Below are 17,591 nucleotides of genomic sequence, written 5' to 3' on the forward strand. Positions count from 1 at the left end.
TTCTACCATGAAATTAGTACTTAGTTTATTACTTACAGTCGTTATAAGTTCTTCATTAATATCTCAATCTGTTAATGATTATAAATATGTGATTGTTCCTGAAAAATTTGATTTTTTGAATGAACAAGACCAGTATCAAATGAATAGCTTAACAACTTTTCTTTTTAATAAATATGGGTTTGAGGCTTACTTGGAAAAGGCAAGTAATCTTCCGTTAGATTACAAACGTAATGGGTGTAACAACCTTCGTGCAGATATTGTAGAATCTTCAGGAATGCTTAGAACTAAATTGCGCGTGAAATTACTAGACTGTAATGATGCTGTAATATTCTTATCAGAAGAAGGAACTAGCAAGCTTAAAGATTATAAGAAGAGTTATCATGAGGCTCTAAGGAGAGCTTTTGTATCTATCGAAGAGCTTAATTATGCGTATCAAGAAAGTGGTGCCGTGGTGGTTGAAGAAAAACCTACTATGACTGAGAAACCTGAGAAACCTTTAGTAGATAATTCTCAAAAGGAGGAGAACATAGTGGAGTCTACTGTCTCTAGTCAAGAGCGAGTAGGTAATGAGTCACTTTCTGGAAATAATGTGTTAACGGTACAATCTTATGTAAGTACAGATGGCGCTTATGAAGCGCTTACTGCTGGTTCATCCATTCAGTTTTTTGAAAATTCTCAAAAAATAGGAGAGGTCACTAATGTAAAATTAGGTGCGCGCTTTCAAGTAACAACAACTCAGTTTACAGGAAAAGGATATTTAAAAGAGGGACGTCTTATTGTGGAGCGTGTGATTAAGGGAATTGCAGATCCTATCGAGATGATTTTTATTAAGAAATAATAGTCTTTTAATATCCGTATTTAGAACCCCATTTTTCTTTTAAACTTTCGCGTAAAGCTTTTTCGCGCGCGTTATTAGTGGGTTCGTAAAATCTAGTGCCACTTATTTCGGGTGGCATAAATTCTTGCTTTACAAAACTACCTGGGAAGTCATGTGAATACTTGTAATCATCACCATACCCTATTTCTTTCATCAACTTCGTTGGCGCATTGCGTAACGGGAGTGGTACAGATAAGTCTCCTGTTTGTTTTACTAGTTGTTGCGCTTTGCCTATTGCAAGGTATGATGCATTACTTTTTGGAGAAGTGGCAAGGTAAGTCACGCACTGACTAAGTATAATGCGCGCTTCAGGATACCCAATAGTTGTCACGGCTTGAAAACAATTATTAGCAATTACCAGTGCCGTCGGATTTGCATTCCCAATATCTTCAGAAGCAGCAATAATAAGACGGCGAGCAATAAACTTCACATCCTCCCCGCCTTCTATCATACGTGCAAGCCAGTAAACAGCTGCATTAGGGTCACTTCCTCGTATTGATTTGATGAAAGCAGAAATTATATCGTAATGCTGCTCTCCAGTCTTATCATATCGTACAATATTTTGTTGCACTTTAGATTGCACCATATCATTAGTAACAATTACCTCTTTTTGAGACTCTGTAGTTACTATAAGTTCAAATATATTGAGTAGTTTACGAGCATCTCCGCCACTTAGGCGGAGTAATGCTTCTGTTTCTTTGAGTGTGATATCTTTCTTCTGGAGAATACTATCTTCTGTAATTGCCCTATGAAGTAATAATTCTAAATCCTTCTTTTCAAAGGGTTTTAGGATATATACTTGACAACGAGAGAGCAATGCGGGAATAACCTCAAAACTTGGGTTTTCTGTAGTAGCACCTACTAAGGTTACCCAACCGCGCTCTACTGCTCCTAGTAGAGAGTCTTGCTGCGATTTTGAAAATCTATGAATCTCGTCTATAAAAAGGATAGGGTTTTTTTGTGTAAAAAGCCCTCCGCTTTGCTTTGCTTTATCAATAACGTCACGTATATCTTTAACTCCGCTGTTTATAGCGCTCAACGTGTAGAAAGGTCTGTTGGACTCTTCGGAGATAATAGTTGCAAGAGTCGTTTTTCCTATACCTGGAGGTCCCCACAAAATAAGCGACGGTATTATACCCGCCTTTAACGCCTGTTGTAGTGATCCGTTAGGGCCTACAAGGTGTTGCTGGCTGAGGTAATCTTCTAATTTTTTTGGGCGTAACCTTTCTGCAAGAGGAGTATTCATAGTACAAAAATAGCTATTTTGTTAAGGTCTTTAGTGACAATATTACATCTACTTCGACTATGGGCGTTAATTTGTAGTTAAAGAGATAAGCACATTCTTATGAACAAAGAAGCAGATTATTTTAAGTTTTATAATGGGGTAGTAGTATTCCCATTATTCTTTGTTCTCTTAATGTGGGGAGTATTCTGGGTAGAGATAAAGTTTGGTTTAGACTTTACTAAGTGGGGAGTGAGACCACGTACGGCAACGGGAATAAAAGGTGTGATTTTCTCACCATTTATTCATTCTGGAATCAAACATTTATGGCACAATACCGTACCATTACTCGTGCTTAGTGCCGCCTTGTTCTATTTTTATAGGAAAATTTCTTGGCGTGTTCTTTTACTTCTTGTCATATTGAGCGGCACAGGTACTTGGCTAATAGGTCGGGACTCATACCATATCGGAATGAGCGGAGTGATATATGCGCTAGTTTCTTTTCTCTTCTTTAAAGGGATCCTAGCAAAGCACTTTCGACTTATTGCACTATCATTAATAGTTGTATTTCTTTATGGTAGTCTCATATGGGGAACACTTCCCACTAGTGAGACTATATCTTGGGAAGGGCATTTATCTGGATTTATAGCTGGAGGATTGATTGCGTTATGCTTTCGCGAAAGCGTACCAAAACCAGTTACATATAATTGGGAGCAACCTGATTATTCTTCAGATGATGATCCATTCATGCAGCAGTTTGATGAAAATGGAAACTTCTTTGAACTGCCTCCAGAAATTGATCAAGATGAAGGAGCGGAAACTATTGTGATAAGTTATGAGTACAAAGATCCTAAAACACCGGAAAAAGGTAGTTTATGAGCGTTGTCTAACTATTTCATATAAAAAAGCACCACAAGCAACCGAAACATTTAATGAAGCAATAGAGCCTTTAAGAGGAAGTTTTGCTTGTTTATCTACAATTTTGAGAACGCCAGGAGATACACCACTGTCTTCACGACCCATTACTATAGCCGTAGGTGGTGTAAGGTCTGTTTCAAATAAAGTAGTATCAGTTTTTTCTGTTGCCGCTACCACTTGCACTCCTGATCCTTGTAGGTAATAAATGGCATCTTTAATATGGTCAACCTTGGCAATAGGAATGTTAAAAGCAGCTCCGGCCGAAGTTTTTATAGCCACACCATTTACTGGAGCGCCACCTTTTTTAGGGATAATGATACCATGCACGCCTGTACATTCTGCAGTACGTATAATGGCACCAAAATTTCTTACATCAGATAATTGATCTAATAATATAAATAGGGGAGCAGCTTCGGTTTCTACAACAGCATTTACAAGCTCTTCAAAATCATAAAATGAAATCGCGCTTACTACGGCAATAGCACCTTGGTGATTTTGCTGTGTTAGTTTGTTTAGTTTTTCAATAGGTACATGTGAAGTTTGTACACCATTTTTTTTGATGAGTGTATTGAGTTCGCTCAATAAAGGGTTGTGAAGCCCTTTTTGAAGAAAAACTTTATCTATTTCTTTACCAGCTTGTATAGCTTCTATGATGGCACGAGTACCAAAGATTTGTAGGTCTTTTTGCATGCTGCAAAGATAGTTAAAAGGTATTCTATTATGGAATATATAAATGCACACTAGTAAGAACAAAAAAAGGGGGACCATATTGGTCCCCCTTTATAATTAAATTACGTCTTTAGATTATAGAGCCGTAAAATTGGTGTATGAAACTGTACCACTTACTTCGTCTGTTATTTTCTCAAACGATCCTAATGGAATAAAAGAGCCTTGAGGGCTTCCTGCAGGAAGTGTCCCTTCAAAGGCATTAAGTGACCCATCAGGTAAGGTTGATAGTACTTGGTAATCAATAGCCTCATCTGCTGGTGCAGTAAATATTGAAGTGTAAAAAACGTAAACTCCATCTTCTCTCCCAATAGTTTGAAATAAATCACTTTCAAAACGAGAACCTGTTTCAGAATCCTCCAAAATAGCAGTGAATGCTTCATCTATAACGTAAAAATCAAGATCTGCATTTTCTGGATTCGTCCAGTCAAAAATGCTGTTTAGACCTCCAGCGATACCTAGTGTATCAGAGAAAATTCCAATACTTGTTTCGTTAGGCGCGACAACATACGTTGTACCTTCAACTAATTCGTCAAGACGGATGGCTACAGCAGAAAGAGTTCCTGCATCTTCAGCAACTAAACCTGCTGGTATAAATCCATCATCTGTAGGCATAGTTAAAGATCCGGTTCCAGTTGTAGTACCAGCAGGAACAACTGCTGTTCCTGTACTTACCTCACCATTATCGAAAGTAACTTTTACAGTTACAGTAGCGTCAGAGCTAAATGAATTTCCAATCGTTACAGCAAATGGTGTAAGGTTTCCTTCTCCAACATTTGGTTGAAGTGCAGTTACCATAGCGTCTACTGAAACAATATTTTTTGTTAGAGGGTCACCTTCTCCCGCAGAGACAGGTTCATCATCTTCACAACTTACTGCTCCAAGTGCAAGCACTGCAGCAAAAGCAAATTTTCCGAAATATTTAATATAATTAAGTTTCATCATTTTTAATTTTTAGTTTTTCTGAGCTTCAAACGCACGATTTCCGAAGGTGAATAGTGCACCAGTACCTGTCTGAGGAACGACTGTACGCGCAGTGAATAATATAGTACCTGTACAAGAGAAGTAAAATCCAGAATCTGCCTGGATTTCAGTATCCTCAAAGCCTCCACAGCAATACTCTAATGTAGAAAATGCACGTTGTTGAGCAATACTACCAATTCCTGTAGCTGGATCAACAACTATAGTAATTTCAAATGGATCATCTCCAGCGTTAAGTGGAGTAGAGTCGTAAGGGTTAATTAAAACCACAGTATTAGGATCTGTACCTGCTACAACTTCAAATTGATTTCCTTCACAATTACCGAATCCACAATCTGTAAACGTATAAGTTCCAAGCGCTTCATCAGTAGAGAAAGGACAAGAAATAAAAGAAGTAAACTGGTATGATTGAAGCTGACCTGGCTCTGCCTGTAAATCCCCATTAATTAAAGAGAATTCAGTCACATTTCCATCTGTAGATGTGCTTGTAGCTTGGAAGTCAAAACGGTCTCCTGCACCAAAATCTGCAACTTCTAGTCCTAATGCACCAGATAAGTCTTCTAAATCAATAGAGAAATTTGATGGGAAGGTGTCTGTAGTGTATACAGTTACGTAATCTGATAAAACACCTCCTGTAGAACGAGCTACTTGCAATTCGTAAGATGCTACGTTTGGTACTGGCGCTTTTAGTACTCCAGTAATAGCCGTATTCTCTAAATCTGTAACATCAAGTATTAAATTGTCAAACTCAACAGTTACAAACGATCCATCCTCTGTAGCAGGTAATGGATATTTTTCATTATCCTCACAGCTGAAAATACCAACTGCTATAAAGGCAATGAGAAACGTTTTTAATATATTTTTCATTTTTTCTAGTTTTGAAATTAGTTAATAAATCCAGCTGGATTTTTGTCCCAAAATACTTGACGTGAAATATCAGCTTGTTGAGCATTTGGATTGTTGTTGATACTTGAATCAGGATATAAAGCACTTCTGTAAAAATCTCCTGGATTAGGGTTTAAAGAAGGTTGCATGTTGTTAGGGAATCCTGTACGACGGTATGCGTTGTATACTTCAAGTCCATTACCAAATGAAGCAATGTGATGCTCTTTCATCACAACATTGAGTTTAGCGTCATTCCCAACAGCTTGATCATAAGCATCATTTACAAAATTGACATAGTTGTCAATTTGAGCTTGTGAAGCTAAAAATTCTCCTAATAAAACCTCCTCATTAGCTGCCGTACCTGAATCATCTGCAACAACAATAGTAGATGGATTTAATCCTCCAAAAGAAGTTACTTTATCCATTGAGAATCTGATAGCTTCTTCAAGACTAGCTTGAGCATCACCTATTCCTAATTCTAAGGCAATTTCCGATTTAATAAAAGCGATGTGTGAACTCAAAAGAATTGGTTCTATCCCAGCTCCTAAAAGACCATCTGCTCCTTCATTCTGAATTCCAGCAGCATCACCTACGTCAAACGCACCTCCAGCAGGGTAAAGTCCCCATACTGTTCTTTTTGTGTTGTCTGGTGGTATACCATTGTCATCTCCGTGATCACGACCCCAGTAACCTCTAGAAGGAACTGCAGTACAAAAAGGTACAGTAACATCAACGTCTTCATATATTGAAGTAACACTAGCATAGTGTCCCGGTGCTGATTGTACAGCACATCCTAGAGTAAATATATCCTCATTCTGTGCGTTAGTATCTTGGCGGTAGAAATAATAGAATAATCTTGGATCATCAAAGCCTTTTTCTTGTGTCATCTCCCACATCAAGTAATTAGCTAAATATCCAGAAGAATCATTTTCATAATTCAAACTGTATCCTGGATGACGAGTGTTAGGGTTTAATCTATTGGCACCATAGTTAAATTGAAGATCTTCTGAAGCATCATCGATTAAATTATTGTCATTCAATAATGCAGTAATTCTTCCTGTAACATCAATGCCTAAGTCACTAGCACCTGCTTTTGCATTGTTTAATGCACGAAGCTCTAATGAGTTTGCTGCTGTAATCCATTTTCCTCTTGAAGTAGAAGAGTTGGCAAGTCCATAGAAGAAGTCTTCTAATGGTTCAATACCAGTACCTGAAGAAAGTAATGCTCTACCTTGATTTAATTCATCAAATGCTGCTAAATAAACTGATACTTGATCAGTGAAATTTGGACTTTGATTATCAGCGCCTTGTAAAGCTTCTTCTAGTGGAACATCTCCAAAGAAATCAACTAATGTAAAAAGGACCTGAGCTTTTAATATCTTGGATACACCCAATTGATAAGAGAAGTTTGTTTCAGCTTCTGGGAAATTTTCAAGTGTTTGAATATCTTGAAGTAATCCTGCGTAAGCGTTTGACCAAATTCCGTTGAAAGTACCTGGGGAGTATGCACCTGCATAAACACTAGATCCTGTCATTGAGAACTGTCTAGTTACAGATGAAGCAAATGATCCATACCCTCCTGTAGTTGAAGCAAATCCTGCAAAATTTAATTGAATATTATTAAACAAGAATTGCGGATCAAGTTGGTCTTGTCCTACTTGAGTAGGACTCTCTAGTAAATCTAACTCTGTGGTCTCGCACGAATTAGTAGCAAATATCATAGATAATGCCAATATAGAATAAAATATTTTTTTCATTTTCTTTTTTTTAGAATGTTGCGTTTAGACTAAAACCAAATCTTTTAGAAGTAGGTCCTGTGAGGTAATCAAACCCTTGACCATTTCCTACACCTGTACTTGATACATCTGGATCAAAATTAAGACCATCTGGGAAGTTTATAGCTTTAAACCATAAATTTTGACCGATGAAGTTAACTCTAAGGCTACCTAATGGTGTGCGTTCTAAAAGTTTCTCAGGGAATGTATAACCTAAAGATACTTCTCTTAAACGTATTGAGGTAGCATCATAGATTGCTTGTTCATCAATAAAGAATCCAGAATTTCTAAAACCTACATCTGTAGCTGCTATTTGTATGTTGTTAGGAGCTCCATCTTGTGTTACACCTGGTAATACATACGTTTGAGTTCTATCGAAATTTGTATCCTCAGTTAATCCACGAGCTAGAAGTGCCGCAGCTGTTGTAGAATACATATCTCCTCCATGTTGATATTCAAGTTGAGCTTGTAATGAGAAGCCTTTATAAGAGAATTCATTTATTACTGTTGATCTCCAGTCTGCATTCGGATCACCGATTACAGATAGGTTGTTGTCTACAAGGTAATTACCATCACTTCCCACAACTAAGTTGTTGTTTGCATCTCTCGTGATTGAGCTACCTACAATGACACCAAAAGCTTCGCCTGATATAGCCGCGTTACCTAAGTTACTAAATCCAGCGAAAACAGTAATACTTCCGTCCTCACCTCCGTTATCTTCAACAATATTCTCATTAACAGACCATTGTCCATTAATATCCCAGTTGAAATCACCTTCTTTCTCTCCGCGAATTGCTTTAATTCCGAATCCTACTTCAATACCTTTATTAGTAATTTCTCCAATGTTATCAGATGTAACAGTATATCCTGTTGCAGGATCTAAGAGTCTATTCTGGATAATAAGATCATTAGAAACTTTATCATAAACAGATAAATCTAGGGATAATCTATTCTTAAATAAGCGTGCTTCTATACCAGCTTCAAGTTCTTGAATAAGTTCAGGTTTTAAATCTGGATTTCCTAAAGTATTTGCTACAGTAAGAACGTTTACTGCTCCACCATCTTGATTTTGGAATACGTTTGTTCCACTTCCAAGCCCAATTGTTGTTGCATATGGGTTAGGGAAACCTGCAGAAGATCCATATCCTACTCTAAGTTTTATGTAGTTAACAACATCATTGCCTTTAAGAGACTCAAATGCAGACGTAGGGATTAATGATAAACTCGCAGAAGGATAGAATATAGCTCTGTTTTCTTTTGGTAAAGAAGAGAACCAATCATTTCTACCTTGTAAGTTTAAATAAGCATAGTTATCGTAACCAAGTGTTACGTTTCCGTAAAGACCTATGATATTTTGCTCTTGAAAACCTGTAAAACCGTTTGATTCTTCAAAATTGTTGTGAGTCAATAGACCATAAACAAATTGTTGATTACTCGAAACTCCTTGAAGACTCGTAACTTCTCTTCTTGGGTTGAGACCAATGTTACCATCAATATTTAATTTGTCAGAAATAGATTTATCAAAGTTTAAACTTAATGTGTGATCCCAAGTTTCATTTATTCTACTAGAAGTAGTTAAAACACCACCTTGGATTTGATTACCTCCTTTATTTGCTCCATACTGCTGCTCTTGTGAATAAGTATCATATGCTACACGGTAACTTACGTTGAACCAATCGCTAATATCATAAGATGCAGATATATTAGTAAAGAATCTATTCACGCGTTCATCATTCTGAATGTTGTTTAATGTCCAGAAAGGATTGTCAATATCATTTCCACCTCTATAGTAAACACTTGAGTTGTCTACCGGGTTTTGATATGGAAGCCCAATTAAGTCTACACTTCTAGGTGTATAGAGAACGTTTGCAAAAAGTGATGCTGTTCCTGCTGCAGGGTTACTTCCTGTAGCAACTGCAGTAGGAGGTGTTGTTCTGTCTGTTCTTGTAAAGTTGAATGAGCTAGATATATTCAATCCATTTGCGAGTTTTGTAGATCCTCCGGCACTAAAGTTAATACGTTGGTATGTACTTGTTTTTACAAATCCTTCTTCATCAGTACGTCCAAAACTTACATTATAAGAACCTTTGTCTGTTGAAGAGTTTACCCCTATAGAAGTTGTAGTTACGCCTCCTGTAGTAAAGAATTGCTCAACACTGTCGTAAGGACGGTAAGCATAATCTGCACCTTGAAATTCTGGGAACACATCTGCAAGAGCAGCTCTGTCATATGGGTGTGGTACATTACCATTTTCATCTACGCCATTTGTACCTCTAGAATCAAAATTAGGTCCCCAGTTACTAAATGCTTGAGAGTATGACTGGTAAAATCCATTACCATAAGTATCTTGATAATCTGGAAGGTTTGCAATCTCAGTCACAAAATATGATTGATCTACAGAAACTTCAAACTTCTTTTGAAGAGACCCTGAGGTAGAACCAGACTTAGTCGTGATAAGAACAACACCATTACGTCCAGCTTGTCCGTATAGAGTTGTTGCACTTAAACCTTTAAGAACTGATATTTCAGCAATGTTGTTAGGATCAATATCTAGGAAACGTGATGATGCAGAGTTTCCACCTGAGTTAAACCCTTGGTCAGAATTAGTAGCTGTATTAAATGGGATCCCATCAACAACAAAAAGTGGCTGGTTACTACCATTAATAGAAGAATAACCACGGATAATAATGTTTGTACCAGATCCTGCAAGTCCAGAGGTTTGCTGTATGTTTACCCCAGGAGCTTTACCTTGAAGTACACGAGCAACATCTGTAGAAGGTCTTGATCCAATCGCTTCAGATTGAATGGTGGTTACTGCATAACCTACCGCCTTTTTTTCTCTTTTAATTCCTTGAGCAGTAACAATTACTTCTTCAAGAGCATTATCTGTTGCAAGGCCTACGTTAATAGTTGTCTGATTTCCTACAGTTATTTCCTTTGTAGTGAATCCTACGAAACTGAAAATAAGAACATCAGTTGGACTCGCTTGAATTGAATAATTACCGTCAAAATCGGTTTGTGTTCCAGTTGATGTTCCTTTAACAATGACATTTGCACCAGGCAAAGGACCATTTTCTTCGGTAACAGTTCCGGAAACTGTTGTCTGTGCAAGGGAAACTTGCACTACAAACGCTAGTAATAGCGTTAAAATTCCACTAAACTTTGTTTTCATTTTTATAAATTATTTGAATTAGCCGTGGCTAAAATAACATTTTATATATAAAAATTAATATTTCTTTAACGAAATTAAGGTTGGAAATGAGGTTAGTAGGGTGTTTTATTAACTTATTATTAATATTTATAGTCTTAATGTTCAGAAAAACAGAGGGTTGACATGAAATGACATATTGTTAAGAAAAATTCAAAATTATTACAAAAGCTTTATGATTTTAACATTTTATAATTCATTAGATTTTATTGTTTACTATTGCTAATCTGTTAAGCCAAAAAAAAAAGGCCACTCATGAATTGAGTGGCCTTTTTAGATGTTAATTACAAAAGTTTAGTTAACGTCCCAAAATAATTTACTGATTATTAAATCGCCATTTGATAAGTTGGCTGCCGCTGCGTCTCTGTTCGCACCGTTGAGAGTTTGTAATATTTGTGGGTATCTTAATCTAAATGGTAAATCAGATACCGATGGATCAACAGGTCCTGCTTCAAAAACGTAACTTTCTACTCTGTTTTCTGGTGCTAGTCCATCAATCTGTTCTTGAGGAAGATCAACAGTTTCATTTACCTGAACTAAAATGTTAGGAAAACCTGTTCTTCTGTACTCAGTGTAAGCTTGATGTCCTTGCATGTATAAAGCAATATATTTTTGATTTAAAACATTTGCTTGATTTGCTGGAGGAAGGTTGCTTACAAATGTCGCTATATCTACAGCAGGAACTCCCCACTTTTCCATACTTGCTGCTACACCGTCTTCATAGTTCGCTTGCGCGAAACCATTTCTTTCAGAAATTAAGAACTGAACTTCCGCATATTCCATCAGCATTTCTCGGTAATCAGGTTTAATAACATTACTACTTGGATAAGAGTATGTAGTTCTATCTAGAAAATTAGTATTTCTAAATGCATACGGCACTCCTAAATAGTCATCGTAATCCATAGTTACTGCTGCTGTCCCTGATTTCACATCTTCGATGTCAACAGAAATTGGCACAGCCATTTGAAATAATCTTGGATCTTGATCAAAGTTTCCTCTTTCACCTTTAAGTAGTTCAACAAAAGGAGCAGCTACTGCAAAGTCTGTTCTAGTAAGAAATGCTCCCCATAGTGGAGATGCATTTGCGTCTGCAGTATCATAGGCTTGTGAAGCATTGTCATCATTTGATGTCATTACTCCGCTAGCAATTGCTGCGTCAAAAGCAGTTTGATATGCACCAGCATCAACACCTTTGATAGTTGTAGCAACTCTTAAGATAAGTGAGTTAGCAAACTTTTTCCATTTTGTTGCATCACCATTAAATATGTTGTCTCCATTTGTAAAAACAAGTTCATCCTCATTAATCATATCTGCAGATTCTCTTAGTTCTTTAAGAATATCTGTGTAGATGTCCTCTTGCGCAGCAAATACAGGTGTAAAGTTTCCAGCTTCTAATTGTGCTGCTTGGAAAGTTTCATTGTCAGATCCATAAGAGTAGTAAGGCACATCCCCAAAGAAATTTGTCAACTCATAGAACATATAAGATAACATAATACGAGATGCAGCAATTTGATTATCATTATTGCCTGATGCAGCTGCATCGCCTCTTGTTTCCTCATTAGTATTTAAATCTAAAATTGCTTTGAAATCTGTCATCGTCAAATACGTGTTGTTGTAAATTGATTCGGCAGTTGTCTCACGATAAAGAAATCTATCTTCATCAGCATAGGCGGTTTGTCCCCAGTATTGCATCCAAGGTAATGTTAGACGCCCTTCGTTAAATCCACTTCTTGAGAAATCTGTAAATTGTTTCGTAGCGCTTGAAAATATATTAGCGGTTGGAACGACCTCAGGTTGGTTAGGATTTATGTTTAGCTCAACTAAGTCATCGGTGCATGATGTGAATGCGCCCGTGATTAGTAGTATAATTATAAAAAAGTTAGTTTTCATTTTCTTAAAATTTTAATTGTACGTTAAAACCGTAGCTTTTTGTTGATGGAAGAGATCCCCCTTCAGAACCTTGAATGTTACCACTTCCTGATGTAGCCACTTCTGGGTCGAAGTTATCATTATCAAGACCCCAGACACCTAAGTTTCTACCAAAAGCAGATACCATTACATCAGATACTCCTAGGTTTTTAATCCAGTCAGTAGGTAATCTGTAGCTAAGAGAAACTTCTCTTAGTTTAATGTAATCAGCATCGAACACATTGGCTGCATCTGGCCCAAAAAAGTAGTCAGTACCCTCTTGTTGTGCAGAGATGACTTGTGTGTTTTCTGCAGTGTCTGTAACCGTGTAATTGCCATTTGCATCATAAGTTACTGTTCCTGTTACACCTTCTAAAACTGTTCCTACTTCACGCTTATTATCGGTAGCTGTTTGTTCAAGAATACCAGAATAGTTACCCCATATGTTAGTTAAAGATCTGTATTTTCCACCTTCTTGGATATCGACTAAAAATCCTAAGCTTAGATTTTTATAGCGGAAAGTATTTCTAATTCCTAAATTAAAATCAGGTAAAATTGTTCCTAAATTTTCTTGATCTTGAGTCTCTGCAAAACTTCCATTAGAGTTAACTACTTTATTTCCTTGATCATCAAAAACAAAATTCGTTCCTCTTATAATTCCATAAGGTTCACCTACAACAGCGTTTAGGGTTACTGAGTTAAATGGAAAGCCTGCGATTTGTAAAGATTCGACTCCATCAATTAATTCAATTAACTCATTGTTATTTTTAGAGAAGTTGAATGTTGTGTCCCAAGAAAAATCTTCTGTTTGAATAACAGTTGCATTTAATAAAGCTTCAATACCTCTATTTCTCAATGTTCCACCATTTGTAAATGTTGAAGAGAAACCAGTAGCGGGGTCAACTTGAACTGGTGTAATTAGGTTGGAAGTTTCTTCGTTATAGTAGGTAAGGTCGAAGCTTATACGATTTTGTAAAAATGCCATTTCTAGACCAAATTCGTAGGTGTTCTTGAATTCTGGTTCCAGATTTGGATTTTGACTTGTATTAGATGTACTAAAAGGTACATCTCCCAAGAATGGAATTGAAGCACTAAATATTGTTGCTAGTGAATATGGGTCAGTATCACTTGCGACCTCGGCATATCCACCACGTATTTTACCAAACGAAAGCCATTCAGCCTCAATAAGATTAGAGAATACAAGACTACCATTTACACTTGGATAAAAGAATGAAGCGTTATCCGCTGGTAGTGTTGATGACCAATCATTTCGTCCTGTAAAAGTTAAATAAGCAAAATTGTCATATCCTAAAGATACTGATCCAAATACGCTGTTAACACGTTTTCTTGAATCAAACTCTGTTGCTTGTGCTGGATCTGCAGAGTTACTTATTGTGTAAAGTCCTGGGACTACAAGTCCTCCCGAAGTTGCTGCAGAAAGTCGATGGAATTCAGCATCCCTTCTGTTTGTACCTAGAAAAGTATTAAGACTCACTTTGTTATCAAAGAATTTTTTATCATAGTGAACGCGGGCTTCATAGTTTATTTCTTCGAAATCACGATCTGATTCGGCGTAACCTGCGACACCTTGAGAACCAACAGCTACACGTTCATTTATTCTAAAGTCATATGTATCTGCATAAACTTTACCTACAACATAGAGATCGTCGGTAAAATTATAAGTTGCACCTAGATTCCCGTACCAACGAGTTCTTTTGTCTTTTGCTGTGTTTTCATATAAAGTCCAGTAAGGGTTATCGGAGTATCTAGGATTTCCGTTTGTAGCAGAAATTCTGTTCCAAGGTCTTTGTGATCCATCAGCGAGTTTGTAGTCTCTCAAGCGACCATAATCAAGTGAAGTTTGTCCAAATTGGTAAAGCTGTTGAACTACACCTGCACCAGTATATCCAGAAGCTGGTCTGTTAAAACCTTCGGTAACTGTTAAATTCACAATCGCTTCAACTTTAAGCTTATCAGAAATCTGACTAGAAGCATTAAAATTTATTGAGTTTTTTCTCAGATTAGAGTTAGGAACAATACCATCTGTTCTCGTATTGTTAGCACTTAAACGCATTGTTGACTTATCTGTTCCTTGAGAGAATGATACGCCATTGTTATAAGAAACACCAGTATCCCAAAATGAGTCAATGTTATTTTTAGGTGCAGACCAAGCACGAGTTTGAAGAAAATCATCTTCAAATTCCGGATCAAACGCATCCCAGTGTAACACTTGTTGTCCTTCAAATCTAGGACCCCATGATTCATCAGTACCGTAGTCTACTACGTCATATGTAGTGCCATTTATCGTAGCTTGATTAAATCCAGCTTGGCCTATAGTACTTGCATCACCAGCACCTCCTCCGTAGAGTTTTTGAATTTTAGGGAGAATATTAACTGTTTCAAATGTGATTCCTGAGTTTACCGTAACTTCAGCTCTTCCTTTTTTTCCAGATTTTGTAGTGATGAGAATCACACCATTACTTGCTCTAGATCCATAAAGTGCTGCTGCTGGCCCCCCTTTAAGAACGTTCATTGTAGCAATGTCATCTGGATTGATGTCAAATCCAGCATCGCCATAATCTCTACCACCACCACCAGATTGGGTAGATGAAGAGTTGTAGTTACTATTATCTAATGGTATACCATCTACAACAATAAGAGGTCTATTTTCACCCGTTATTGATGATGCACCACGAATTACAATTCTTGTAGAACCTCCTAAGTTACCGGTAGCATTAGAAATTTGTACACCGGCCACTTTTCCTGATATTGAGTTAAGTGCATTTGGGTTTCTAGTTTCCGCAATTTCTTCGCCGGAAACTTCTTGAGTTGAGTATCCTAGTGATTTTTTCTCTCTAGAAATACCTAAGGCTGTGATTACCACCTCGTCTAGCGCATCTCCAGCAGCTAGCGTTACATTGATAGTTGAAGAAGTACCAACTACTATAGTTTGGTCTGTAAATCCAACATAAGTAAATACAAGAGATTGCCCTTGTTCTGCCTCTATTGAGTAATTACCATCAAAATCTGTTTGAGTACCTGTGTTAGTTCCTTTTAAAAGAACATTTGCTCCTGGAAGTGGTACGCCGGTATCGTCTTTCACCGTTCCAGTCACTGTTAATTGTGCAAACGAAACTTGCACTACAAACGCTAGTAGTAGCGTTAAAATTCCACTAAACTTTGTTTTCATTTTTATAAATTATTTGAATTAGCCATTCCAAATAAAGTCATAAAGAAATCTAATTAATACGCTTTTAACGAAATTGGCAATGACTTAACAAAAAAGTGATATTTTGATGGTTTGTTTAACATATGTAGTTCTTAATGAATTGTTAAGGCTCAATATTGTTTCTTAAAATTTAACAATATGAGATTTGCTAATAAGTTTTGTTTAACATTTCATAATTCTTTTTTAATTGAAGATTGTGAATGAATATTCCTTTAATTATTGTTTTTCTGTACAGTGCAGCCCCTTTTTTTTGAATGGAATTAATGATCTTTTTCTTCTTAATAGAGTGTGCTTGTCATTTTGATTGAGTGTTATTAATTGTTTCTCAGTTAAATCTGTTGCTCTACTTTATCGTTTTCGCGAAAGCAGTGTTATAAGAATTGGATTATTTGGTTTATTGGGTATAAAAAAAGCTCGAAACAATTAAGTTTCGAGCTCTAATTTTGTTTGATTAACAACTATATACTAATCTTAGTAACCAGTATTTTGAGTTAAACCTGATAATTCAACTTCCCTGGCTGGGATAGGTAGAATTGTTTTGTTAGCTCCAGCAGCAGATTCTGCTTCTTGTGGCATACCAGGTCTTCTTAGACTTAGGTTGTTTCTCAATAAATCCATTCTACGTTGCCCTTCAAAGGCAAGCTCTTTACGACGTTCGTTGAGAATGTTATCTAATGTAAGAGATGTTAAAGCAGGAAGGCCAGCACGATCTCTTAGATCATTAATATCTGTAAGAGCTGACGCTCCAATGGACGATCCATTTCTAAAGTTTGCTTCAGCTCTTGTTAAGTATGCTTCGGTTACACGTAATACAGGAGCATTATCTGAGTTGTTATTTCCATCAGGGAATTTAGAGGTGAAAAGTCTGTCTTCTCCAGTTGCTGATGTTCCTGTTTGCGTCAATAAGAAACGAGCATCGTCTGCTTCTTCTTCGTAAGCTGCAATAAGGTTGTCCGAGAAAGGGGCATCACCTCTTCCTGCTGGTGCTGGGTTTGTTAATCCAGAAAAACCTTGACCAGAATCTTGACCGTCAGCACCAGTATTAACCAGAGTGAAGAAAAACTCAGAAGATTGTGTGTCATAAAAACCGTAATCACTAGCTAACTCAAATTCAGGATTAGTTATAGCATCATTGGCTAATGTAGCAGCTTCAGCAAAACGTTCTTGATAAAGGTACAAACGAGCTAATAGCGCTTGTGCAGCTCCTTTAGTTGCGCGAGAGTTGTCATCATTATTTAATACAGCGATAGCATCTACCAAATCTTGCTCAATCTGCGTGTGTACTTCTCCTAAAGTTGCGCGCTGAGGGAATTCTATCCCCGAAATAATAGTAGGTTCAGTAACTAAAGGAACAGATAGTGAACTAGCACCGCCTATCTGTAAAGGCTGTCCAAATAGATTCGCAAGCTTAAAATAAGTAAGGGCTCTTAAAAATTTTGCTTCTGCAATGAATTGATTTCTAGTTTCATCTGCAAAAGTTGCGTCTTCTACACCTGGTACGAATGCTATTATGTTATTTGCAGCTCCAATAACTTCATAGTTGTCATCATATATAGAAAAAACTGAGCCATTATCTGATAACGTTGTGTAAGTCCTCACATCATTAAACGTAGGGAAAGATCCAACAAAATCAATGTTGTCTGCTTGCCATTCACTAAGTAGTGTAGATGTCCCATTAAGAACATCATCCTGTTGAGAAAGGCTGTAAAGTCCGGTAACTGCTCCGCGTACACCAGCTTCACTTGCAAATACTTGCTCTACTGATTGGCTATCTTCCGGAAGTAATTCTAATTTGCTTTCGCATGCTACTAGTCCAGTTACGGCTAGTGCTAAAGCTAATTTTTTATATGTTTTCATATGTG

Annotated in this window: 11 protein-coding genes; 2 read left to right on the plus strand and 9 right to left on the minus strand. The window is 37.0% G+C overall.

Translation table 11 applies throughout. The features are described 5' to 3' along the window. Positions 1 to 7 precede the first annotated feature (7 nt). Entirely contained in the window at positions 8 to 838 is an 831-nt protein-coding gene (locus tag D017_RS14945) for a hypothetical protein (protein WP_051583842.1), read from the plus strand. A gap of 7 nt (positions 839 to 845) precedes the next feature. Here D017_RS14945 and D017_RS08415 read toward each other — a convergent pair whose 3' ends face one another. Continuing rightward, a complete protein-coding gene (locus D017_RS08415; protein ID WP_035335907.1) occupies positions 846 to 2,123 on the minus strand; it encodes a replication-associated recombination protein A in 1,278 nt (425 codons plus the stop codon). 99 nt (positions 2,124 to 2,222) lie between these two features. Between D017_RS08415 and D017_RS08420 the strand changes: the two genes are divergently transcribed. Further along, complete coding sequence (locus D017_RS08420) at positions 2,223 to 2,978, plus strand: rhomboid family intramembrane serine protease (RefSeq protein WP_035335909.1); 756 nt, start codon at positions 2,223 to 2,225, stop codon at positions 2,976 to 2,978. Here D017_RS08420 and rlmB read toward each other — a convergent pair. From rlmB to D017_RS08460, 8 genes are all read right to left on the minus strand, one after another. Next, positions 2,973 to 3,707 (minus strand): 23S rRNA (guanosine(2251)-2'-O)-methyltransferase RlmB, encoded by a 735-nt coding sequence (gene rlmB / locus D017_RS08425; protein WP_035335910.1) that lies wholly within the window; start codon positions 3,705 to 3,707, stop codon positions 2,973 to 2,975. The genes D017_RS08420 and rlmB overlap by 6 nt on opposite strands. Positions 3,708 to 3,821: 114 nt before the next feature. Continuing rightward, positions 3,822 to 4,688 (minus strand): hypothetical protein, encoded by an 867-nt coding sequence (locus D017_RS08430; protein WP_152023881.1) that lies wholly within the window; start codon positions 4,686 to 4,688, stop codon positions 3,822 to 3,824. A gap of 9 nt (positions 4,689 to 4,697) precedes the next feature. Continuing rightward, a complete protein-coding gene (locus D017_RS08435; RefSeq protein WP_035335912.1) occupies positions 4,698 to 5,591 on the minus strand; it encodes a hypothetical protein in 894 nt (297 codons plus the stop codon). A gap of 17 nt (positions 5,592 to 5,608) precedes the next feature. Further along, positions 5,609 to 7,366 (minus strand): SusD/RagB family nutrient-binding outer membrane lipoprotein, encoded by a 1,758-nt coding sequence (locus D017_RS14950; protein WP_051583843.1) that lies wholly within the window; start codon positions 7,364 to 7,366, stop codon positions 5,609 to 5,611. Positions 7,367 to 7,376: 10 nt separating this feature from the next. Then, positions 7,377 to 10,556 (minus strand): SusC/RagA family TonB-linked outer membrane protein, encoded by a 3,180-nt coding sequence (locus D017_RS08445; protein ID WP_035335913.1) that lies wholly within the window; start codon positions 10,554 to 10,556, stop codon positions 7,377 to 7,379. 330 nt (positions 10,557 to 10,886) lie between these two features. After that, a complete protein-coding gene (locus tag D017_RS08450) occupies positions 10,887 to 12,482 on the minus strand; it encodes a SusD/RagB family nutrient-binding outer membrane lipoprotein (RefSeq protein ID WP_035335915.1) in 1,596 nt (531 codons plus the stop codon). Between the two features lie 4 nt (positions 12,483 to 12,486). Continuing rightward, positions 12,487 to 15,690 (minus strand): SusC/RagA family TonB-linked outer membrane protein, encoded by a 3,204-nt coding sequence (locus D017_RS08455; protein WP_035335917.1) that lies wholly within the window; start codon positions 15,688 to 15,690, stop codon positions 12,487 to 12,489. Between the two features lie 510 nt (positions 15,691 to 16,200). Continuing rightward, positions 16,201 to 17,586 carry a RagB/SusD family nutrient uptake outer membrane protein gene (locus D017_RS08460; protein WP_035335918.1) on the minus strand — a complete coding sequence of 462 codons (1,386 nt, stop codon included), beginning with the start codon at positions 17,584 to 17,586 and terminating at the stop codon, positions 16,201 to 16,203. Positions 17,587 to 17,591 lie beyond the last annotated feature (5 nt).

Source organism: Dokdonia sp. PRO95, from assembly GCF_000355805.1.
In the GTDB taxonomy this organism is placed as follows: domain Bacteria; phylum Bacteroidota; class Bacteroidia; order Flavobacteriales; family Flavobacteriaceae; genus Dokdonia.